This window comes from Halomonas salsilacus (assembly GCF_051216275.1).
Classification (GTDB): Bacteria; Pseudomonadota; Gammaproteobacteria; order Pseudomonadales; family Halomonadaceae; genus Halomonas.
Genome location: NZ_JBPKAQ010000003.1, coordinates 288,777 through 310,061, shown reverse-complemented (window position 1 = coordinate 310,061; position 21,285 = coordinate 288,777). Strand labels below are relative to the sequence as shown.

General features: G+C 67.1%; 22 protein-coding genes. 14 read left to right on the top strand and 8 right to left on the bottom strand.

The annotated features are described in order from the left end of the window. The first annotated feature begins 19 nt into the window (after nucleotides 1–19). Entirely contained in the window at nucleotides 20–499 is a 480-nt protein-coding gene (locus ACR80S_RS07000; protein WP_435401361.1) for a YbhB/YbcL family Raf kinase inhibitor-like protein, read from the top strand. A 6-nt stretch (nucleotides 500–505) separates the two neighbouring features. On the opposite strand, the gene ACR80S_RS06995 is transcribed toward ACR80S_RS07000, so the two are convergent. After that, a complete protein-coding gene (locus ACR80S_RS06995) occupies nucleotides 506–1,450 on the bottom strand; it encodes a 2-dehydropantoate 2-reductase (RefSeq protein ID WP_435401362.1) in 945 nt (314 codons plus the stop codon). Nucleotides 1,451–1,631: 181 nt separating this feature from the next. Between ACR80S_RS06995 and ACR80S_RS06990 the strand changes: the two genes are divergently transcribed. Further along, nucleotides 1,632–3,209 (top strand): thymidine phosphorylase family protein, encoded by a 1,578-nt coding sequence (locus ACR80S_RS06990; protein ID WP_435402893.1) that lies wholly within the window; start codon nucleotides 1,632–1,634, stop codon nucleotides 3,207–3,209. Continuing rightward, complete coding sequence (locus tag ACR80S_RS06985; RefSeq protein ID WP_435401364.1) at nucleotides 3,209–4,102, top strand: ribose-phosphate diphosphokinase; 894 nt, start codon at nucleotides 3,209–3,211, stop codon at nucleotides 4,100–4,102. Before ACR80S_RS06990 ends, ACR80S_RS06985 begins: the two co-directional genes overlap by 1 nt. A gap of 73 nt (nucleotides 4,103–4,175) precedes the next feature. On the opposite strand, the gene ACR80S_RS06980 is transcribed toward ACR80S_RS06985, so the two are convergent. Beyond that, nucleotides 4,176–5,441, bottom strand: coding sequence for a M20/M25/M40 family metallo-hydrolase (locus ACR80S_RS06980; RefSeq protein WP_435401365.1), 1,266 nt, complete (start codon nucleotides 5,439–5,441; stop codon nucleotides 4,176–4,178). A gap of 264 nt (nucleotides 5,442–5,705) precedes the next feature. On the opposite strand from ACR80S_RS06980, the gene ACR80S_RS06975 reads away from it, so the two are divergent. Continuing rightward, nucleotides 5,706–6,233, top strand: coding sequence for a hypothetical protein (locus ACR80S_RS06975; RefSeq protein ID WP_435401366.1), 528 nt, complete (start codon nucleotides 5,706–5,708; stop codon nucleotides 6,231–6,233). Nucleotides 6,234–6,286: 53 nt separating this feature from the next. On the opposite strand, the gene ACR80S_RS06970 is transcribed toward ACR80S_RS06975, so the two are convergent. Further along, nucleotides 6,287–6,736: a GNAT family N-acetyltransferase gene (locus ACR80S_RS06970; protein ID WP_435401367.1), complete on the bottom strand. Its 450-nt coding sequence runs from the start codon at nucleotides 6,734–6,736 to the stop codon at nucleotides 6,287–6,289. A 73-nt stretch (nucleotides 6,737–6,809) separates the two neighbouring features. Beyond that, nucleotides 6,810–8,555 carry a M14 family metallopeptidase gene (locus ACR80S_RS06965; RefSeq protein ID WP_435401368.1) on the bottom strand — a complete coding sequence of 582 codons (1,746 nt, stop codon included), beginning with the start codon at nucleotides 8,553–8,555 and terminating at the stop codon, nucleotides 6,810–6,812. 136 nt (nucleotides 8,556–8,691) lie between these two features. On the opposite strand from ACR80S_RS06965, the gene ACR80S_RS06960 reads away from it, so the two are divergent. After that, nucleotides 8,692–9,450 carry a VIT1/CCC1 transporter family protein gene (locus tag ACR80S_RS06960; RefSeq protein WP_435401369.1) on the top strand — a complete coding sequence of 253 codons (759 nt, stop codon included), beginning with the start codon at nucleotides 8,692–8,694 and terminating at the stop codon, nucleotides 9,448–9,450. Nucleotides 9,451–9,699: 249 nt separating this feature from the next. Next, nucleotides 9,700–10,212, top strand: a complete 513-nt coding sequence (locus ACR80S_RS06955; RefSeq protein ID WP_435402892.1) for an Hsp20/alpha crystallin family protein — start codon at nucleotides 9,700–9,702, stop codon at nucleotides 10,210–10,212. Nucleotides 10,213–10,324: 112 nt separating this feature from the next. Here ACR80S_RS06955 and ACR80S_RS06950 read toward each other — a convergent pair whose 3' ends face one another. The 3 genes from ACR80S_RS06950 to ACR80S_RS06940 all read right to left on the bottom strand — a co-directional run bounded on the left by ACR80S_RS06950 (nucleotide 10,325) and on the right by ACR80S_RS06940 (nucleotide 13,174). Continuing rightward, nucleotides 10,325–11,512: a histone deacetylase family protein gene (locus ACR80S_RS06950; RefSeq protein WP_435402891.1), complete on the bottom strand. Its 1,188-nt coding sequence runs from the start codon at nucleotides 11,510–11,512 to the stop codon at nucleotides 10,325–10,327. A 67-nt stretch (nucleotides 11,513–11,579) separates the two neighbouring features. Beyond that, nucleotides 11,580–12,218 (bottom strand): DsbA family oxidoreductase, encoded by a 639-nt coding sequence (locus ACR80S_RS06945; RefSeq protein ID WP_435402890.1) that lies wholly within the window; start codon nucleotides 12,216–12,218, stop codon nucleotides 11,580–11,582. Nucleotides 12,219–12,265: 47 nt separating this feature from the next. Further along, complete coding sequence (locus ACR80S_RS06940; protein ID WP_435401373.1) at nucleotides 12,266–13,174, bottom strand: complex I NDUFA9 subunit family protein; 909 nt, start codon at nucleotides 13,172–13,174, stop codon at nucleotides 12,266–12,268. A 185-nt stretch (nucleotides 13,175–13,359) separates the two neighbouring features. On the opposite strand from ACR80S_RS06940, the gene ACR80S_RS06935 reads away from it, so the two are divergent. The 8 genes from ACR80S_RS06935 (at nucleotide 13,360) to ACR80S_RS06900 (ending at nucleotide 20,765) form a co-directional block, all read left to right on the top strand. Next, nucleotides 13,360–13,704, top strand: coding sequence for a zinc ribbon domain-containing protein YjdM (locus ACR80S_RS06935; protein WP_435401374.1), 345 nt, complete (start codon nucleotides 13,360–13,362; stop codon nucleotides 13,702–13,704). Between the two features lie 212 nt (nucleotides 13,705–13,916). Beyond that, nucleotides 13,917–14,381, top strand: coding sequence for an SUF system Fe-S cluster assembly regulator (locus ACR80S_RS06930; RefSeq protein ID WP_290905211.1), 465 nt, complete (start codon nucleotides 13,917–13,919; stop codon nucleotides 14,379–14,381). A 68-nt stretch (nucleotides 14,382–14,449) separates the two neighbouring features. Beyond that, the gene (gene sufB / locus ACR80S_RS06925; RefSeq protein ID WP_435401375.1) at nucleotides 14,450–15,892 is read left to right on the top strand and encodes a Fe-S cluster assembly protein SufB; all 1,443 of its coding nucleotides are present in this window, start codon (nucleotides 14,450–14,452) and stop codon (nucleotides 15,890–15,892) included. 81 nt (nucleotides 15,893–15,973) lie between these two features. Next, entirely contained in the window at nucleotides 15,974–16,726 is a 753-nt protein-coding gene (gene sufC, locus ACR80S_RS06920; RefSeq protein WP_435401376.1) for a Fe-S cluster assembly ATPase SufC, read from the top strand. After that, a complete protein-coding gene (gene sufD / locus ACR80S_RS06915) occupies nucleotides 16,723–18,093 on the top strand; it encodes a Fe-S cluster assembly protein SufD (RefSeq protein WP_435401377.1) in 1,371 nt (456 codons plus the stop codon). Before sufC ends, sufD begins: the two co-directional genes overlap by 4 nt. Before the next feature lie 25 nt (nucleotides 18,094–18,118). Continuing rightward, complete coding sequence (locus tag ACR80S_RS06910; protein ID WP_435401378.1) at nucleotides 18,119–19,375, top strand: cysteine desulfurase; 1,257 nt, start codon at nucleotides 18,119–18,121, stop codon at nucleotides 19,373–19,375. A 20-nt stretch (nucleotides 19,376–19,395) separates the two neighbouring features. Then, a complete protein-coding gene (gene sufT / locus ACR80S_RS06905) occupies nucleotides 19,396–19,968 on the top strand; it encodes a putative Fe-S cluster assembly protein SufT (protein WP_435401379.1) in 573 nt (190 codons plus the stop codon). A gap of 14 nt (nucleotides 19,969–19,982) precedes the next feature. Beyond that, entirely contained in the window at nucleotides 19,983–20,765 is a 783-nt protein-coding gene (locus ACR80S_RS06900; protein ID WP_435401380.1) for a SanA/YdcF family protein, read from the top strand. 1 nt (nucleotide 20,766) lies between these two features. On the opposite strand, the gene ACR80S_RS06895 is transcribed toward ACR80S_RS06900, so the two are convergent. Further along, nucleotides 20,767–21,213, bottom strand: a complete 447-nt coding sequence (locus ACR80S_RS06895) for a hypothetical protein (RefSeq protein WP_435401381.1) — start codon at nucleotides 21,211–21,213, stop codon at nucleotides 20,767–20,769. Nucleotides 21,214–21,285: the final 72 nt, after the last annotated feature.

Sequence of the window (21,285 nt, the reverse complement as noted above, 5' to 3'; positions counted from 1 at the left end):
CATACCGGGAGAATCACCGATGGCCTTTGCCCTGTCGACCATGCAGCTCACCAGTCCCGCCTTCGAGAACGGCGGCGCCATCCCTGCCAAGCACACCGGTGAGGGAGATGATACCTCCCCGGCGCTGGTCTGGCAGGACGCCCCGGCGGGCACCAAGGGGTTCGCGCTGATCTGCCATGATCCGGATGCGCCGCTGGTCCAGAACGGTACCTACGGTTTCGTGCACTGGGTGCTCTATAACATTCCGGCATCCACCACCACCCTTGAGGAGGCGACCTCGGTGGGGCGGCGCGGCAAGAATGACCTCGGCAAGCTGGGCTACGGTGGCCCCATGCCGCCGGAGGGTCACGGGTCGCACCGCTACTACTTCTGGGTGCTGGCGCTGGACAAGCCCACTGACGATCTGCCCGAGGGGTTGAAGCTCCACGACCTGCTGGTCAAGGTCGAGCCTCACCTGCTGGGCATGAACCGTCTGGTGGGCACCTACCAGCGCGGCTGAGCCGGGTCAGACAGCGGCAGGGAGCTCGCCTCGGGCGGCCCGCTCCTGGGGCAGCAGCGCGGCGTGGATCATGGCGTTGACCGGCGTGGCCACGCCGGCTTCGCGACCCAGGCGCACCACCGCGCCGTTCTGGGCCTCCAGCTCCGAGGGCAGGCCGGCCACGATGTCGCGTTGCATGGAGGCGGTGCTCTCCGCCGGCAGTGCGTCGATGAAGTGCAGGGCCCGGGAGGCGGCATCCTCGGGCAGTGCCACGCCCCGGGCCCGGGCCACCGCCGCGATCTCGGTCAGTAGCTGCTCGATCAGCGTGCGGGTCTCGGGCAGGGTGCGGGAGACGCCGATGGGGGCGCGGGTGATGCTGCCGATGCCGCTCATGGCGCAGATGAACAGGAACTTGCTCCACACCGCCACCTGGATATCGTCGGGAATCTCGGCGGTGACCCCCCGGCCTTGGTCGAAGGCGGCCTTGAGCCGCTCGGCGCGTTTGCTGCGGCGGTTGTCGCGCTCGCCGAAACGCACGAAGGGTGAGACCCCGGCGTGCCGGATATGCCCGGGGGCCTCGCGCCAGGCAAGGATGCCGCACAGGCCGTCAAGCACATGGGCCTGGCCAAGCACGGAGGCCAAGGTGTCGGCGGCCTCGACGCCATTCTCCAGTGGCACCACGAAGGTGTCGGGGCCGATCAACGGGCGGATCGCTCTAGCCGCGTCGGCTACCTGCCAGGCCTTCACGGCCACGAGGACCGAATCCACGGCGCCCACCCGGGACGGGTCGCCGGTGGCCTTCACCTCGGCCAGGTGAGCATCGCCTTCGATGCTCGAGACCGTCAGCCCGTCACGCTGCAGTGCCGCCAGGTGCTCACCCCGGGCGATGAAGGTCACGTCATGCCCCGCTTCGGCCAGGCGTGCACCGAAGTAGCCGCCCACGCCGCCGCTGCCCATGATCGCCAATCGCATGGTCTTTCCTCTTTTGTCAGCTTGACCTACTGTCAGCCTACACCCGATTCAGTGGGTGTCACATCGCGACCTTGGCCTTGCGCCGGTGACGCCCCTCAGGGCGGCTGCTAGGATGGGGCATTCTCGATACCGCGTGGCAGGAGGCCCCGGCGCCGGTCGGCCACGCCGCAGGGAAGAGCCCATGACAGGATCCAAGACTCCCCTCATTCTGGACGATGTTCTCTCACCGCTTGCGCTGAAGCGGGTGGGCATCGACACCTACCGCGAGAATGTCGCCTACCTCCATCGCGACTGCGACCTCTACCGCGCCGAGGGCTTCCAGGCCCTCTCCAAGGTGGAGATTCGCGCCAACGGCCAGCGCATCCTGGCCAGCCTCAACGTGGTGGATGACGCTGCCATCGTCGACTGCCATCAGCTCGGCCTCTCCGAGGACGCCTTCGCCTCTCTGGGCGTGGAGGAGGGCCACCCTGTCAGCGTCTCCCAGGCCGAGCCGCCGGCCTCGATCCCGGCCCTGCATCGCAAGCTCGCCGGCGAGCGCCTGTCCCGCGACGACTTTCGCGACATCATTCGCGACATTGCCGACCTGCGCTACTCGAAGATCGAACTGACCGCCTTCGTGGTGGCCTGCGATCGCGGCGAGCTCGACCGTGAGGAGGTCTTTTACCTCAGCGATGCCATGGGCCGCGTCGGGCGGCGCCTCGACTGGCACGAGCAGCCGGTGGTCGACAAGCACTGCATCGGCGGGATTCCCGGCAATCGTACCTCCATGCTGCTGGTGCCGATCGTGGCCGCTCACGGCCTGCTCTGCCCCAAGACCTCGTCGCGGGCCATTACCTCGCCCTCGGGCACCGCGGACACCATGGAGGTGCTGGCCAACGTCGACCTACCGTTCGGCGAACTGGGCGACATCGTGCGTACTCACCGTGGCTGCCTGGCCTGGGGCGGTACCAGCCAGCTCTCGCCGGCCGATGACGTGCTGATCTCCGTGGAGCGCCCGCTCTCCATCGATTCACCGGGGCAGATGGTCGCCTCGATCCTCTCCAAGAAGGTGGCCGCCGGCTCCACCCACCTGCTGCTCGACATCCCCGTGGGGCCCCACGCCAAGGTGCGCTCCATGCCGGAGGCCCGCCAGCTGCGCAAGCTGTTCGAGTTCGTGGCCGGGCGCATGGGCCTGACCCTGGACGTGGTGATCACCGACGGCAGCCAGCCGGTGGGACGGGGGATCGGCCCGGTGATGGAGGCCCGCGACGTGATGCATGTGCTTACCAACCACCCTGCGGCACCCATGGACCTGCGCCTGAAGGCGCTGCGCCTGGCCGGGCGCATGCTGGAGTTCGATCCCGACGTGCGCGGCGGTGACGGCTTCGGCATCGCCCGGGACATCCTCGATTCCGGCCGGGCCCTGGAGAAGATGCAGGCGATCATCGCCGCCCAGGGCGGCAAGCCCTTCGACCCCGACGCTCCCCCGCTGGCGCCCCATGCCTTCGAGGTGTTGGCCCCGGAGGAGGGCGTGGTGATCGGCATCGACAACCTCAAACTGGCTCGGATCGCCCGCCTGGCCGGCGCGCCCAAGGCCGCCGGGGCCGGCGTCGACCTGCTGGCGCGCATCGGCGACCGCGTCGAGGCGGGCCAGCCGCTCTATCGGGTCCATGCGGCCTATCGCAACGAGTTGGCCTTCGCCCACCAAGCCAGCGAGCGCGGCAGCGGCTTCAGCCTCGGGCAGGCCGACCAGGTCACCCGCCTGAACGTGGAGTTCTGATGACCATCGCACTGCTGCATTTCGCCGACGAGGCCGCCCCGGCGAGACGCCTGGCCGAGGCCTGTGGTTTTGTCGCTCGCGAGGTCAAGCGCCATCGCTTCCCCGACGAGGAGCTCAGGCTCACGCTCCCCTTCGACGAGGCGCAAGCGTTCCCTGAGTCCCTGGTGATCTATCGCAGCCTGGACCGGCCCAACGACAAGCTGGTCGAGCTGCTGCTGCTGGCGCACCACGCCCGCGGGCAGGGGGTGAGCCGCCTGATCCTGGTGGCGCCCTATCTCGCCTACATGCGCCAGGACATCGCCTTCCACGCCGGCGAGGTGGTCAGCCAGGGCATCGTCGGCGGCTTTCTCGCCGAGCTGTTCGATGCGGTGATCACCGTGGACCCCCACCTGCACCGCATAGAGCGCCTCGACCAGGCGATTCCCATCGCACATGCCATCGCCCTCTCGGGCGCTCCACGGCTGGCCGAACTGATCGCCGAGAGGCGCCCCGGGGCGCTGCTGCTGGGCCCCGACGAAGAGGCGCTACAGTGGGTGGCCCAGGCCGCGGAGATCACCGGCTTCGACCACGCCACCTGTCGCAAGGTGCGCCACGGCGACCGCGACGTGGAGATCCATCTTCCCGGCATCCCCGTGACGGGGCGGGCGGTGGTGCTGATGGATGACGTGGCGAGTTCCGGTCATACCGTGGCTCGCGCCGCCGAGGCGCTGCTGGCCGCGGGGGCGGCCTCCGTGGATGTGGCGCTGACCCATGCGCTCTTTGCCGGTGACGCCTTAGCGGCGATTCGCAATGCTGGTGTCGGCGAGATCTGGAGCACCGACTGCATCCGTCACGACAGCAACGCCATTACCATGGCGCCGGTGCTGGCCGAGGCGCTGAACACCCTGGCATGACAACGGGGCGGGCCTCTCGGCTCGCCCCGTCGGGTGTGGCTTGCCCGTCGTCCGGGGCTACATGGTTAGGGGGCTACTTGTCGTTGGGCTCGGGCTTGTTGTCGTTGGCCTCAGGCTTGTCGGCGCCCTGATGGCCCAGCGCTCCGGCCTGGTCGAGGCGCGGGTGGTTGTCCAGGAACTCCCGGTGGAGGTCGGGGAGGGCATCCAGCGCCTGGAGGCTGCAGGTAATGGCGTGGATCGCCGCTGTCACGTCGCGCGTGTTCCCCGTCTCCGAGATGGTGTGCATGTTGCGGATCGGGAAGCCGATGGAGGTGGCCACACAGTCCACGGCGGCCAGCACGCCGGCCATGCCGTCGGTGCCGGTATCGGCGCCGACAATGTCGCGCTGCATGGGAATCGCATGCTCGCGGGCGGTGGTCTCGACGATGCGGTTGAGTTGCTCGCTGGCGATGGCCCCTACCGACAGGGTAAAGCCCTTGCCCATCTCCAGCGGCTGCATGCGGCGATCGCCGATGCCGGGAGCGGCCACGTAGTCATGGTTCACGTCCACCGCGATGATGGCATCCGGCCTGAGCTCCCCGGCCAGCACCCGGCTGCCGAAGCGGCCGATCTCCTCGTAGCTGGCGATGGCGAACATCACCCTGACATTCTCGGTACCGCCCGCCTCGGCGATCAGCCGCGCCACCTCGGCGGTGACGAAGCAGCCCAGGCCGTTGTCCAGGTAGGCGCCGTGGAAGGTGTCCGGGCTGAATCCATGGCGGATGGGACGGTTGAAGAGGATCGAGTCCCCGGGGCGCACGCCCAGCTTCTCCACCTGCTGCTTCTTGTTCTCGCCGTGGATCTGCAGGTCCAGGTAGATCTGCTCCTTCTTGATGCCCTTGCTGCCATCGCGTTGGGCCGGGTCGGAGAAGTGAATGGCGCCCAGCGCCTCGACCGTACCGCCCTCGATGCGCCGGTAGCTACCGGGCGCCTTCGGGTCCTCGCTGAACAGCGTGACATCGTGGCCGATCAGCACGTTGGGCAGGAAGGCGTCGGTGTTGATCCAGATCTTGCCGTCGTCGCCGATGGAGCGCACCTGCATGCGGATCTTGTCGGCGTGGCCGATCACCATCACCTTGAACAGGTCGTCACGGCCCGGGTGGGTGTCCAGCACCACGCCCGCATGGCCCTTGAACTGGTGCAACTGCCAGCCCGCGGGGGCGAAGCCCTCGAAGTGGGGCTTGAGCACGCCATAGGTCATGGCGGCCTCCAGGCCCACCGGGCTGGGGGCCGCGAGGATGCGTCGCATCAGGTCGAACTGCGCCTCGGGCATCGGGTTCGTCCAGGGGGTGTCGCTCATAGCTCTCTCGTATCCGTGGTGATGGCGCTTGGCCACCATGGTGATGGGGCTCGTGGACTGGTGCCGTGTCGCCGCTGCGGCGCAGGCCAGCGGTATCACGAGGCTAGCATGTCAGAGGTTACCACTCCGACGACACTCCGGTCCGCCCCGGAAGGTTGTCAGCCGGACGGCCGCTCAGGCTCTCGCCACGCTATGCTGAATCTGACATACGCGTCTTGCTGTTCACCCCCAGGAGGGTAGGGAATGTCGCCATGGAGGTTATCGTTGCCTAGGATCGCGCTGGCCGTCGCCCTGCTGGCAGGCTGCGCCGGTGGGGCGTCGATACCGCCCCTCGAGGCCAACCCCGTGTCGCCCGCGAAGGCGCCCGCGAAGGCGCCTGCGGAGGCGCTCTCGCCCGCTGTCGTCGTGGAGGACCGCCACTGGCTGCCGCCGCTGTTCACCGACCTGGAGGACGAGGTCCACTACTACATCAGCCGCCTGACGGACCGGCGGTTCGTCGACACCTATGGCGGGGCGGAGCACCCGAGGCCCTGGTACATTGCGGCGGAGCGGCTGGGGCAGATCGGCGAGACGGCCATCCCCCTGCTGGTCGCGCGGCTCGACACCACGGATGAGTACGAGCTGATGCTGGTGCTTTATGCGCTGATGCTCGCCTCCCAGGCCCCGGCGCTGATGGCCACCATCGGCGGCGACTACATCGAACTGGGCACTGTGCTGGACCTGCGCCACAATACAGAGAACCGCGACAGGGCCCTGGCCTGGTGGCAGCGTCACGGTTGGCGCTGGCGATAGTCTGCGGCGCCGAAGCAGCCAGGAGGCTCCGGGCGAGCAGACGGCACTCCTCGTTATTCCCGGATCTCGGCAATGACCTCGCCGGTCTCTTCGCTCAGCCCCGTCTCCTGGAAGCCGAGGCTGGCGTAGAAGTCTCGGGCGACCCGGTTGGTGGGCACATAGCAGATCGCGATCCGCTCGAAGGATCCTTGTGCCCGTATCTCGTCCAGCACGCACTGCATTGCCCGGTGCCCGATGCCCCTTCCCTGATGGTGTCGGTCGACCATCAGCCTGAAGATGTTGTAGGCAGGCGGGCGGCCCTTGTGGGTGAATGATTCGTACATGAGAAAGCCGACCACTTCCCCGTTGCAATAGATGGCGCGGGGCCGATAGGTGGGATGGAAGCTCGATTCGGCGAGGGAATACATGTTGTCAGCGACATAGTCACGCTGCGATGTCGCCACCTCAAGCGCAATCACGGCCTCGAAGTTCTCGCGGGTGACCTCCTTCAATGTGATGTCCATCGCCTGCTCCTCTCTTTTGGGGCATTCCATGTTGGGGCATTCCACGCCGCCTGGGCAGAGGCATCGCGGCCGCTCAGCCGGAGCCCGGTGCACCGGACTGCCCGGGGATCGAGATGGTCTGGTGCACCTCACCCAGCCGCGGGCTGGAGATGTGAACGGTCACCTCCCCCTCGCCCTGGATCACCCAGCCTGCGCAGGCTCGGTGGCTGTTGCCGCGGGAGCGCTGGAACCAGGGCATCTGGGCGGCGTCGCCGAGGCCTCGGCCCCAGCCATCCAGGTGGCCCAGCACCTGGTGGGCCCGGCCGGGTTCCTGCAGCCGACAGCCGGTAACGCTGGCCTCGGCCTCCACGCCGCTGTTCCAGGGGCGTGCCCGGGCTGCCTGGACGCCATAGCTCGGCAGGTAGCCGTGGTTGGCCACCGTCACGTCCAGTGCGTGGAAGCCCTCGCCCAGCGGCGTGCAGTACACCGCCTCGATCACCAGCCGTGGCATCATCGAGGCGACCTGAAGCCAGTAGGTCGCCAGCCCGTCGCAGATCTCCGGCAGGAAGTCCGGCGGCGGGTTCCAGATGCCGAGGCACGGATCCAGCCCGCCGACCTCCACCTCGCCCAATTGCGGATGCGTCAGCGGTTGCCAGGCGCGGAACAGCCGCTGGCCATTGTTGACCCGGTCCCATTGGGCCAGACGCGCCATCTGCTCGCGGTCCAGAGCGGTGTAATGGTCGATGAAGCGCTCGGGCCGGGGCAGGCCGAGGCGCAGGAAGAGGTCCCATAGCTCGCAGACCTGGGCCACGCAGCCGCGCTGGTGGTAGGCAAACTCGATGAGGTCGCCATGCAACGGGGTCTCGGGTTCGTAGCTGAATTCCTCGTAGCTGCTCACGGTTGGGTAGCCGGTCAGCGACTTGCCCCAGGCGGCCAGTTGCCGATAGAGCGCGAGGTCCTGTGGGGCCATGGCGCTGTCCGGGGCATCGACCGGCGGACGGATGAAGACACCGCCGAAGGTGTGCAGGTTGAGCCAGGCGTAGAGGTTGGGATGGGCGAGGGCGAAATCGATGATGGCGCGGGTCTCGGGTTCGCCTCCGGGGTAGTGGCCGGCGCCGATCTGCTCCGGTTCGGGCCGCCAGCCCCACGGGAAGTTGCGGTTGAAGTCCGGGGTGTCGGCCAGCCAGTCGGGCTCGGGAATTGTCACGCCGTCCCAGTGCTCGATCACCCCCTCAGGATAGACCCGCCAGAAGGGGGGTGGGTCTTCCACGCGTCGCGGCAGCATCAGCCCCGGGTAGTCGGGGGATTCGACGAAATCGCCCGCCTCGTCGTGGCAGCGCAGGTAGCGACAGCGGTCTTCGCCGTCCAGGTCCATCGCGCGCCAGCGGGGCCGGTCGGGGCTGCCGGACGTGCGGCGCGGGGCGGAGCGCACGAAGCCACCCTGGCGCAGCACCTGTTCGGCGCCGTCCGGCGAGACACGCGGGCAGAGGTAGAACAGCACCTCACGCAGCTGCCGGCATTGATGCTCGGGCCAGCTTCCCGGCAGTCGCTCGGGGGCCAGGTGCAGGGCCAAGACCATTTCCGCCACGGCCAGGGCGACGCTGGAGCCGGCCAACTCCGTACCGTGCATGTTGCCGTCCACCCAGACGCCGGGACGCCGGCGATCCGGCTCGGGGCCGAGGGTCAGCACCCAGAGGTCGCGTCCCTGGGGGCTGGTGCCGATACTCTCCAGGCGGGCCAGCTGTGGGTGGTCCCGGGCCCAGGTCTCGAGCTGGCGGGTCAGCGCCTCGTGGGTCAAGTAGCCGTGGCGGAAGGGGGCTTGGTGAGTCTCACGGGTCATGTTGATGCCTCGTCGTGCCGTGTTGCGCTGTCAGTATGGCGCATCCATCGGGAAGGGGATGTCGGTGTCGGGCTCACCCGTCACTGGCCGGCTGTGCCAAGCTGCAAGCAGGATGAAAGACGCAGCGAGGTGGCCCATGAACGACCGGCGGCGCGAAGCGCTGGAGCACGAGCATCGCCCCGAAGTGATCGAACAGCGGCTGCGAGTGCCTTCCCGGGGCCGCAACTTGCCCGATGCCATTCTTGGCGGCATCGACGGTTGCGTGACCACCTTCGCGGTGGTCTCCGGGGCCTTCGGGGCGGGCTTCTCGGCGACCGTCGCCCTGGTGCTGGGGGTCGCCAACCTGCTGGCCGATGGCTTCAGCATGGCGATCAGCAACTTTGAAGCGATCAAGGCGCAGCGAGAGCATATCGACGGGGTGCGTCGCAGCGAGAATCACCATATCGACATAGTCCCGGAGGGCGAGCGCGAGGAGATCCGCCAGATCTTCCAGCGCAAGGGGTTCACGGGGGAGACCCTGGAGCGGGTGGTGGAGACCATCTGCAGCGACCGCAAGTTATGGGTGGAGACCATGGTCTCGGAGGAGCATGGCCTGCAGACCGAGGGGCTGAGTCCGCTGCGCTCGGCCCTGGTGACCTTCACGGCCTTCCTGGTGGTGGGGGTCATGCCGCTGCTGCCCTACGCCATGCCGGGGTTGGGCATCACGCAGCAGTTCTTTTCCAGCCTCGCCATAGCGGGGCTGATGTTCTTCCTGATCGGCATGGGCAAGAGCCTCGTCTACCACCAGCCGGTGCTGAAGTCGGGACTGCGGACCCTGTTGATCGGCGGGGCCGCGGCGGGGCTGGCCTTCCTCACCGGCCATCTGGCGCAGGCGCTGTTCGGCGTGGGAATGTAATCGTCCTTGTCCGGTGGATGGAGGGCTTTATTGCCGGCTCGCCCGAGCCGAGGCACGAGGGCATCGGCGAGTGGCATGAAGGCATGACGAGAATCATGCTGATCTGTGTCAAGTGGGCCGGGCAGGGCTGGACTACCTTGATGATGAGGCGGTCCTGACCGGAGTGCGGCGGTCGGTGTTTCCCGGCCCTGACATCTCGGGTTTCCATGGGCCTCGCCATTCGTCAACCCCATTCGAGGAGCCATCATCATGGCCAAGAAAGCGTCCAAGGACACCGAGGAGGTCCCGGTCTCGACCGGAAAGTCGGCACCGCAGAACGAGTCCCGAGCGATGAGCCCGTTCCGGGAGATAGATCGCCTTTTCGATACCTTCTTCGATCGTGGCAGTATGCCGTCGCGCTGGGAACATCCCCTATGGCAGCGCTTTGCCGCCTTCGAGAAGGGCATGCCGAAGGTCGATGTCATCGACCGCGATGCCGAGGTGGTGGTGCGTGCCGAGGTCCCAGGTTTCGAGCGCGAGGAGCTCGACGTCACGGTGACCGACGGCGCGGTGACCATCAAGGGCGACCACCGCGAGGAGAGCAAGAAAGAGGAGGGCGAGTACTTCCATTCCGAGATTTCCCGCGGTTCCTTCACCCGGACGGTGGCACTGCCCGGCGAGATCGATGCCGACAAGGCGGCAGCCAGCTTCAAGAACGGCGTCCTCGAGCTGACCCTGCCTAAGCACAAGAAGGCCAACCGTCGCAAGGTCGAGGTCAGGTAACCCCGCCTTCCTTCGGCACTATGGGGGAGGGGTAGGGGGAAATGGCTGACTCGGGGTCCCGCTGGCCGGCGTGACCCCGTGGCTGGCCGGGGATGTCATCCCCGGCGCGGCATCACTGCATGTCCTGTCCTTGACTGTCCTCTCCTTGACTGTCCTCTTCTTGACTGTCCTGGCCGGCATCGGGTGGAGCAGTCGAAGCGTCCGGTTCGGTGACGAAGGCACTACGATGGAAGGCCGCGGCGGCCTCCACCTCGGCGATGCCGCGCAGACCGGGTTCCGGTGGCGTCTCGCCGGCCAGTACGCGCAGCACCGACCTCACGCCGCGGGACAGGGAGATGAGGTTGTAGCCGCCCTCCAGCACGAAGACCAGCCGCCCCTCGCACTGCCGACGGGCCAGCGCCTGCAGGATGCCAGTCATGGCGGCAAAGCCGTCATAAGAGACATTCAGCGCCAGGTCATGGCTATGGGGGTCGAACCCCGCCGAGACCAGGATCAGGTCCGGTTTGAACCACTCCGCTGCCGGCACCAGAATCTCGCGAAACGCCTTGAGGTAGGCGGCGTCTCCGGCATCGGCAGGCATGGGAACATTGATGTTGGTGCCTTCTCCCAGGCCCACCCCGACCTCCTCGAGGGTGCCTGTGCCGGGGTAGAAGGGCGCGGCGCGGTGGATATCGAAGCACAGCACATCCGGGTCGGCCCAGAAGATGTCCTGGGTGCCGTTGCCGTGGTGCGCGTCCCAGTCGACGATCATCACCCGCTCGCAGCCCAGTTCCTGGTGGGCATGGGCGGCGGCCACCGCCACGTTGTTGAACAGGCAGAAGCCTCGGGCGCGCACAGGCTCGGCGTGATGGCCCGGCGGCCTCACCAGCGCGAAGCTGCTCTCCGCCCGCCCCTTGATCACCGCTTCCACCGCGGCGATCGCCGTGCCGGCGGCCACCTCGGCGGCCTCGACGCTGCCCGGTGACACCGCGGTGGTGTCCACATCCAGCCAGGCGCTCTTGCCCCGCAGCTCGGCGATGTGCTCCAGGTAGGAGAGCGTATGAACCCGTGCCAACTGCTCCCGTGTCGCGGCCACACCGGCTTCGAAGGTCACCCCGGGCACCGGTTCGAGCTCGAGGAGGTGGTGGATGGCGGTCAGCCTGGCGGGGTGTTCCGGGTACTTCCATGGCACGCCCAGCCCCGACAGCAGCGAGCGTATGCGCGTGTCCATGCGCCCCGGGAGAAACGGCACTTCGATGTCCGGTTCATGGGCCAGCATGCGCTCGTCGTAGAAGGCGATCACATTGTTCTGGTTGCTCACGGCTCAGACTCCCTGATCGTTGAGGTCCCGCCCGATACGGGCTTGCTACCATAGCATAGCCATGAAGCTAACCTAGGGCGTCGAGCAGCCGCTCCATGGCCAGGAAGAGCTGGCGGCGCGGCTGGGCGCCCTCGAGCACACCGGCGTTCTCACCCCCCACCCTAAAGCGCAGCGCCGGTACGCCATGGATGCCGAGGTCCCGGGCGGCGCATTGGTCGTCCAGCACCGCCTGGCGATGGTCGCCTTGCTCCAGCGCACGATGCAGTGCGCTGCCGTTCAGCGACAGTGTATCGGCCAGATGGGCGAGAGCCTGCGGGTCGGCCAAGTCCAGGCTCTCTTCGAAGAAGCCCCGGAACAGGGCCCTATGCATGGCGTCCCCGGCTCCCGGGTGGCGGGCCGCCTGGACCTCGGCCCAGGCGGCGGCCTCGTGGGCGAGCCGTGAACGCGGCTGGATTCGCGGCAGTCGCAGGGTCATGCCGCGTTCGGCGGCCATGGGGTAGACGGCGCGTCCCCAGATGTCATGCAGGTAGTCGCCGTCCGGGTCCAGGGTCGGCTCGGGGTCGGGACGCAGCTCGAAGGCGCGCCAAAGGATCGTCACTCGGTCGGCGAAGTGCTCGGCCAGGGCGTCGATCTCCGGCATTTCCAGGTAGCAGAAGGGGCACACATAGTCGCTGAAGATGTCGAGGGCGATACGCGGCTGGGTCATGGGGGCTCTCCGCTCAGGTTGGCGTGGAGGCTATCCTGCCAGGCCGATCAACCGGCGGCCAGGCAGGTCGGCAGGCTGTCGTGGAGGGTGCGCGGCACGATGCCCAGGTCATCGAAGGTGCCGACGCCCTCGCCGACGATTGTGTCCTGCTGCATCAGGATCACCTGATCGCGTGTCAGCGGCGGTGAGGGCAGGGGGGCGAGCAGGGCGGCAGCGAGGCGCCAGGCCAGAAAGGGCACCGGGAGCAGGGGGCGGCGGCACTCCAGATGGGCCAGCACCTGCGCGATGATCTGGCGGTAGCGAAGCACCTCGGGACCCCCCAATTCGAACAGCCGCCGCTCCAGCGGGCGGGTATCGCTCAAGCGCACCGCGGCCCGCGCGACGTCATCCACGTGCACCGGCTGCAGCCTGGTGTCGCCGCGACCGAACAGCGGGATTGCCGGCAGCCGCGCCAGACGCACCAGGGCGGTGAGCAAGGCGTCATGGGGGCCGAACAGCACGCTCGGGCGCAGGATGACCGCCTTGGGCAGGGCATCGATCACTGCGCGCTCGCCGGCGGATCGGGCGCGTACATAGGCAGAGGGCGAGGCGTCGCTGGTGCCGATGCCGGAGACATGCACCAGTCGTGTCACGCCCTCCTCACGCGCGAGGCGGGCCAGTTGCCCGGCGCCCGTCACGTGGATGGCTTTGAAGGTCAGCCCCGCCCGGGGCCGCTCCACGTAGAGACTCACCGCGTTGATCACCGCGACGCTGCCCTGAAGAGCGATGGCGACCTGCTGCTCGTTCCTCAGGTCGCAAGCCACGGCCTCCACGCGGTCTCCCGCCTCCAGCCAGTCGGGCAGGTTCGGGCGCCTGGCCGCGATGCGCACCGGCCGCCCGGCCTCCACCAGTTCGCGCACCATGGCGCGGCCCAGGAAGCCGGTGCCGCCGAATACCGTGGTGAAGGCCTCCTGCATGGTGCGTCCTTGTGAAAGTTCCAGAGTCAGGGTCCAGCGGGCAATAGCAGGCAATGCTGGCAGCGGGTCAGTCACTATCCTGCCAGGCCCGGCGCAAGGCGTCATGTGCGCGGGCCGTGGCTTGGAGCCCGCCGTTGACGCGGTGTAGGCTTGGCGGCCTTCCTCAGCCCTTGCCGGAGCCCGCCATGAGTGATCTTCCCCACTGTCCCGCCTGTGATTCTTGCTTCACCTACGACGACGGCCTTCAGTACGTCTGCCCGGAGTGCGGCCACGAGTGGTCCCGCGACGCCGGTACACAAGCCACCGATGATGAGACTCCCCAGGTGCGCGATGCCAACGGCAACCCGCTCGCCGACGGCGATACCGTCACCGTGATCAAGGATCTCAAGGTGAAGGGCTCGTCGCTGGTGGTGAAGGTGGGTACGAAGGTCAAGAACATCCGACTGGTGGAGGGCGACCACGACATCGACTGCAAGGTCGACGGCATCGGTCCCATGAAGCTGAAGTCCGAATTCGTCAAAAAGGCGTAAAGGCATTAAGGCATAAGCTCGGAACACGATGATCACCCTCAAATGATAACGATTGTCGTTGTTGATGATAACGGCGCCGAACGTGACGGCATCCTCCCCGCTGGCTCCCGGAAACCCTGCAAGGCTCTTCACATCGGATCGATACAGGACTAAAATGGTCCCCAATAGAGGCGCGGCCCCTGTCGGGCTGCGCGCCACCGAGGAGGGCAGGCATGCTCAAGCTTTCGCGGCTGACCGACTATGCCGCCGTGGTGATGGCCCAGATCGCCCGCCACCCCGAGCAGCCCCAGGCGGCAGGGGAGCTGGCCGAGGCGGTGCAACTGCCGCACCCCACGGTCTCCAAGACCCTCAAGATGCTGGTCAAGGCGGGGCTGCTGGAGTCGCGGCGCGGCGTCCAGGGGGGCTACTCCCTGGCGCGGCCGGCCTCGCGCATCACCGCCATCGACATCATCACCGCCATCGAGGGGCCGGTGGCCATGACCGAGTGCAGCCACGCCGAGGGTGACTGCGACCTGGCCGCCACCTGTGGCGTCGCTGATAACTGGCAGCGGGTGTCGCTGGCCGTGCGCGCGCTTCTCGACAGCGTGACCCTGGCCCATCTGGCCGATACCGCACCGATCAAGCTGCCGGTGCAGATGCCCATCCAGAGCGTGACCCTGGCCGCCGACACGGCCTGAACCGTCTTACCGAATCCAAATCGGCGAGCCAGGCTCGCCGGCCCAACCGCCCGGGGAGGGGAGCCACCATGGCAAGTCAGGAAATGGAAGAGCTTGTTCATCGCGAATACAAAGAAGGTTTCGTGACCGACATCGAGAGCGACACGCTGCCGCCCGGTCTCGACGAGGACGTCATTGCGTTTATCTCGAACAAGAAGGGCGAGCCTGCGTGGATGCTGGAGTGGCGCCTGGAGGCCTATCGGAAGTGGCTTAAGATGACGCCGCCCTCCTGGGCCCATCTCGACTACCCGCCCATCGATTACCAGTCGATCTCCTACTTCAGCGCGCCCAAGCGTGACGAGGACCGTCCTCAGAGCCTGGATGAGGTCGACCCCAAGCTGCTCGAGACCTACGAGAAGCTTGGCATTCCGCTGCATGAGCGCGCGGCCCTGGCCGGCGTGGCGGTGGATGCCGTGTTCGACTCCGTTTCCGTGGCCACCACCTTCAAGGCGACGCTCTACGAGGCCGGGGTGATCTTCTGCTCCATCTCCGAGGCGATTCGCGACTACCCGGAGCTGATCAAGCAGTACCTGGGCACCGTGGTGCCGGTGACCGACAATTACTTCGCGGCGCTCAACTCCGCGGTGTTCACCGACGGCTCCTTCGTCTTCGTGCCCAAGGGCGTGACCTGCCCCATGGAGCTCTCCACTTACTTCCGCATCAACGCCGCCAACACCGGCCAGTTCGAGCGCACCCTGATCATCTGTGAGGAGGGCGCCCAGGTCTCCTACCTGGAGGGCTGTACCGCGCCGATGCGCGACGAGAACCAGCTCCACGCCGCGGTGGTCGAGCTGGTGACGCTGGATGACGCCTACATCAAGTACTCCACGGTGCAGAACTGGTATCCCGGTGACGAGGACGGCAAGGGCGGCATCTACAACTTCGTCACCAAGCGCGGCGACTGCCGCGGCGACCGCTCGCGCATCAGCTGGACCCAGGTCGAGACCGGATCCGCCATCACCTGGAAGTACCCCTCCTGCGTGCTGCGCGGCAAGGAGAGCATCGGCGAGTTCTACTCCGTGGCGGTGACTAACGGCCGCCAGCAGGCCGACACCGGCACCAAGATGATTCACATTGGCGAGGGCACCCGCTCCAGCATCATCTCCAAGGGGATCTCCGCCGGCCGCAGTAACCAGTCCTATCGCGGTCTGGTGAAGATCGGGCCCAGGGCCCGCGGCGCGCGCAATTTTACCCAGTGCGATTCCCTGCTGATCGGCGACAAGTGTGGCGCCCACACCTTCCCCTATCAGGAGATCGGCAACAGCACCGCCACCGTCGAGCACGAGGCCACCACCTCCAAGATCGGCGAGGACCAGCTCTTCTATTGCCAGAGCCGGGGCATCTCCGAGGAGGACGCGGTAAGCATGATCGTCAACGGCTTCTGCAAGGACGTCTTCCAGGAGCTGCCGATGGAGTTCGCGGTCGAGGCCGAGGCGCTGCTCAGCGTCACTCTCGAGGGAGCCGTGGGCTGAAGCGCCGTGGCACTCGGTCCTTATCAGAACACGTATTTCGGGTCGCCGCGGCGGCTCGCCAGAATCGAAAAGGTAATGAAGATGCTCGAAGTCAAGGATCTGCACGTCACCGTCGAAGGTACTGAAATCCTCAAGGGCCTCACCCTGACCATCAACGCCGGTGAAGTCCACGCCATCATGGGCCCCAACGGGGCCGGCAAGTCGACACTTTCCGCCGTTATCGCCGGCAAGGAGGGCTATGAGGTCACCGCAGGCTCGATCACCTTCGAGGGCCAGGACGTGCTGGAGATGGAGGTCGAGGAGCGGGCCCTGGCCGGCATGCTGCTGGGCTTCCAGTACCCGGTGGAGATCCCGGGGGTGAAGAACATCTACCTGCTCAAGGCGGCCCTCAACGCCAAGCGTGCTGCCAATGGTCAGGAGGACATCCCGGCGCCGGAGTTCATGAAGCTGATCAAGGAGAGGATCGCCGAGATGAAGATGGACGCCAGCTTCCTGCAGCGCTCCGTCAACGAGGGCTTCTCCGGTGGCGAGAAGAAGCGCAACGAGATCCTGCAGATGCTGGTGCTGCAGCCCAGGCTCGCCATGCTCGACGAGATCGACTCGGGTCTGGACATCGACGCCATGAAGGTGGTGGCCGACGGCGTCAACAGCCTGCGTGATGCAGACCGCGCCATTCTGCTGGTGACCCACTACCAGCGCCTGCTCGATTACATCGTACCGGATCGCGTCCACGTGCTGGTCGACGGCCGCATCGTCAAGAGCGGTGATGCCGACCTGGCCCGCGAGCTCGAGGCGCACGGCTATGACTGGGTACAGGAGGAGTCCGCTGCATGAGTGACGTTCAGAGTGACGTTCAGACCTTTCTCGACCGCCTGGCCGAACGGAACGCCGAGCGCCACGAGACACAAGGCCCCGAGCCGACCTGGATCGCCGCCCGGCGCCAGGCCGGTGCGGCGCGCTTCGAGGCGCTGGGCTTCCCGACTCGCCGCGACGAGGCCTGGAAGTACACCGACGTGCGCGCCATCGCCCGGGGCGACTTCGCCCTGGCCGCCAACGCCGAGTTCTCGCCGGCGTCTGCCGCGGCCCTGACCCTGCCCATCGACGCCTATCGACTGACCTTCGTCGACGGCGTCTTCTCGGCGCCTCTCTCCCAGATTGAGGAGCTGCCGGCGGGGGTGGCGCTGCTGCCGCTTTCCCAGGCGCTCGAGGAGAACCACGAGACGGTAGGCGGCCCCCTGGGACGGCTGACCGGGGTGGAGTTCTCGCCCTTCTCGGCGCTCAATACCGCCTTCATGGAAGAGGGCGCCGTGCTGCGCCTGGCGCCGGGCACTGTGGTGGAGAAGCCGATCGTGCTGCAGTTCCTCTCCCGCGCCGGTGAGCGACCGGTGATGAGCCACCCGCGCATCCTTATCCAGGCGGCCGGTCGCAGCCAGGCCACCGTGATCGAGCACCACATCGGCGAGGAGTCGGCGGCCAACTTCACCAATCTGGTGGCGGAGGTCATGCTCGACCGCGGGGCGATCCTGACCCACTACAAGCTGCAGGAGGCCCCGCTGGCCGATCTGCACGTGGCCAGCATCCACGTGGAGCAGGGCCGCGACAGCACCTATACCTCGTTCAACCTGAACCTGGGCGGGGGACTGGTACGCACCGACCTGATCAGCGAGCTCAACGGCCAGGGCGCCACCGCCAACTTCTATGGCCTCTTCTACGGACAGGGCCGTCAGCACGTGGACAGCCACACCCTGGCCAACCACAATGCGCCGCACACCTACTCCAACGAGAACTACAAGGGCATTCTCGATGACCGCGCCCATGGCGTGTTCAACGGCAAGGTGGTGGTCAAGCGCGACAGCCAGAAGATCGAGGGCTACCAGAGCAACGCCAACCTGCTGCTCTCCGACCGCGCCGAGATCGATGCCAAGCCCGAGCTCGAGATCTACGCCGACGACGTCAAGTGCTCCCACGGCACCACCACCGGCCAACTCGACCAGGAGGCGATCTTCGCCCTGCGCACCCGCGGTATCGACCGCCAGACCGCCCGTGGCCTCCTGACCCTGGCCTTCGCTGGGGAGGTGCTCGAGGAGGTCGACCTGGACGCCGTGGCCGAGCGAGTCGAGCGGGCGGTGGCCGGCAAGCTGCCCGAGCGCTTCAACCTGGCGGGGCTGGTGGAAACCGCCGTGGCCCTGGGCGATGAGTGAGCGCGCCCTTGAGGAGGACCCCGCCATGACCGAACTGGCTACCCGCGACGTCGACGCGCCCACCCTGGACGTGGCGGCAATCCGCGAGGAGTTCCCGATCCTGTCCCGCCAGGTGCATGGCCGGCCGCTGGTTTATCTCGACAACGCGGCCACCAGCCAGACCCCTCGCCGGGTGATCGCGGCGTTCGACGACTACTACAGTCGCTACAACGCCAACATCCATCGCGGGCTGCACACCCTGGCCGACGAGGCCACGGCGGCCTTCGAGGGCACCCGGGAGACGGTGCGCGGCTTCCTGAATGCTGCCGAGAGCCGCGAGATCATCTTCACCCGTGGCACCACCGAGGCGATCAACCTGGTGGCCTACGCCTGGGGCCGTGCCAACCTGAAGGCCGGCGACGAGGTGCTGATCTCGCGCCTGGAACACCACTCCAATATCGTGCCCTGGCAGCTGCTGGCCAGCGAACTGGGGTTCGTGATCAAGGTGATCCCGGTGGACGAGCGCGGCGTGCTGGACATGACGGCCTACCGTGAGCTGTTCTGCGAGCGTACCCGACTGGTGGCGGTGAACCACATCTCCAACGCCTTCGGCACCGTCAACCCGGTCAAGGAGATGGCGGCTATCGCCCACGCCCAGGGTGCCCTGATCCTGGTCGACGGCGCCCAGGCCACGCCCCACCAGGCGGTGGACGTACGCGATATCGACGCCGACTTCTATGCCTTCTCCGGCCATAAGGTCTACGGGCCGACCGGGGTCGGCGTGCTCTTCGGCAAGGCGGCGCTGCTCGAGGCCATGCCCCCCTGGCAGGGCGGTGGCGAGATGATCAAGACGGTTTCCTTCGAGGCCGGCACCACCTTCGCCGAGATTCCCCACAAGTTCGAGGCCGGTACCCCGGCCATCGCCGAGGTGATCGCCCTGGGCGAGGCGCTCAGGTGGGTATCCGGCGTGGGCCTCGACGCCATAGGCGCCTGGGAGCATCGCCTGCTGGTGCACGCCACCGCCGCGGTGTCGCGCATCGACGGGCTGCGCATACTCGGCACCGCTCCGGGCAAGGCGGGGGTGCTGTCGTTCGTGGTGGACGGGGCCCACGCCCAGGATATCGGCCTGCTGATCGATCAGCTCGGCGTGGCGATCCGCACAGGCCACCATTGCGCCCAGCCACTTCTGGCCCAGTTCGGCGTGGATGCCACCTGCCGGGCGTCGTTTGCCGCCTACAACACACTGGAAGAGATCGATGCCTTTGCCGAGGCGCTCACCCGTGTCATCGGTATGGTGAGATAGGGCCACGAACAGAGAGAGCCATGAGCGATATCGAGCAACTAGCCACCCTCGAGAAGGGGAAGACCCTGCCGCTGCAGCGGGACGTGGAGGCTATCTCCATCCCCTTCGGCAAGACCGTGACCCTGGCCGAGGACAACATCGTCAGCGTGATGCAGGCCAAGGGCAGCTCGGTCAGCGTGGGCTTCGAGGGGCGGCTCTACCTGATCGAAGGGGCCAACCTCGACGCCCTGGGGCTCGAGGCGCTGCCACGGCCGACCCTCGCCGAGGACGCCTCCGAGGAGGAGATCGAGCAGTTCGTCTGGGACCAGCTGCGCACCTGCTTCGATCCGGAGATTCCGGTAAACATCGTCGACCTGGGGCTGGTCTACGGCTGCCGCATCGAGCGGCTGATCACCGGCGAGCGCATCGTCACCCTTCGCATGACGCTTACCGCGCCGGGCTGCGGCATGGGTGATGTGATCGCCGCCGACGCCCGCAACAAGATCCTTGGCGCCCCGCAGATCAGCAAGGTGCATACCGAGATCGTCTTCGACCCGCCCTGGAGCCGCGAGATGCTGAGCGACGAGGCCAAGCTCGAACTCGGCATGTTCTAGTCTGGGGAGCTGTCATGAAGCAGGCGGTAGGGAAGGCCTTTCGAGGCCTGCTGATGACCCTCGGGGCCTCCGCGCTGCTGGCGGCCCTGCTGTTCGTGATAGCCAATCTATGGGTACTGGGGCAGACCCATTCGCGCATCGAGCATACACTTCCGCTGTGCGGCGGCCATCGGGTGGGCATCGTCTTCGGCACCTCCCACTGGACCCGCAGCGGCGTGCGAAACCCCTACTTCGATGCGCGCATGAGCGCCTCGGCGCGGCTGCTGCGACTGGGGCGCGTCGACCATCTGCTGCTTTCCGGCGACAACCGCACCCGCTTCTACAACGAACCCATCACCATGTGGCGCGACCTGCGTGGCCGTCAGGTCGCCGATGCCGACATGACCCTTGATTACGCCGGCTTCAGTACCTTCGATACCCTGGCCCGGGCCCGGGAAGTGTTCGGCGTGGAGCGGGCACTCTTGATCACCCAGGCCTGGCATCTGCCGCGGGCACTGTTCATCGCCGATGCCCTGGGGCTGGAGGTCGCCGGCTGCGCCGTGCCGTCGTCCTCGCGTACTGTAAGCGGAGAGTGGCGCCTTCAGGCACGGGAGTGGGTGGCGCGGGTGGCTACCCTTGGGGATCTCTATCTGTGGGGGCGTGAGCCCTACTTCCTGGGCCCGCTGGAACCGCTGGAGATTGCGCCGCGCTCCTGGGAGATCTGGCTATTTCCTCCGGCCGGCGACCCGGCGGCCGGCGACCCGGCGGCCGGTGATACAGGGGAAAGCGGCGAAGCGTCGACAGGGGAGCGCGAGTGATTCAGCGACGCGGGCGCTGCTTCTGAAGGGTGTAGAGCTCGCGGATCAGCGCCCGGCAGCCCTTGAGACACTCCTCGATCACCGGCTCGATGGCCTCGGGAAGGGGATGGGTGTAGAGAGTCGAGAGGGCCTGCATCAGCACCCGCTCCTGCTCGAGCAGCTCACCGATCACCACCTGACTCTCGTTGCCGACGAAACTCTTCAGTCGGCTCCACAGCCACATGTAGTCGTCGCGCTCCACGTCGGCGTCGCGGGGCAGCATGCTGAGGTGCTGACGGGCCAGCTCCTGAAGCTCGCGCATCGCCCTATTCCTGGCCTCATAGTGGGGCTTCAGGGCGTCACGCAGGGCGGGACGCAGACGCTCCAGGTTGTCCTGGAAATAGTCGATGCTGTCGGCAAGCGCCTCAAGGGCGCTGTCCATCGCCACCTGGCGATTATCGAGAAACATGAGCGGTCACCTCCTCCGGTGACGCAGATTGTGGCCGGGGAAACACTGTTTTACTACCCCCGGAGAGGAATA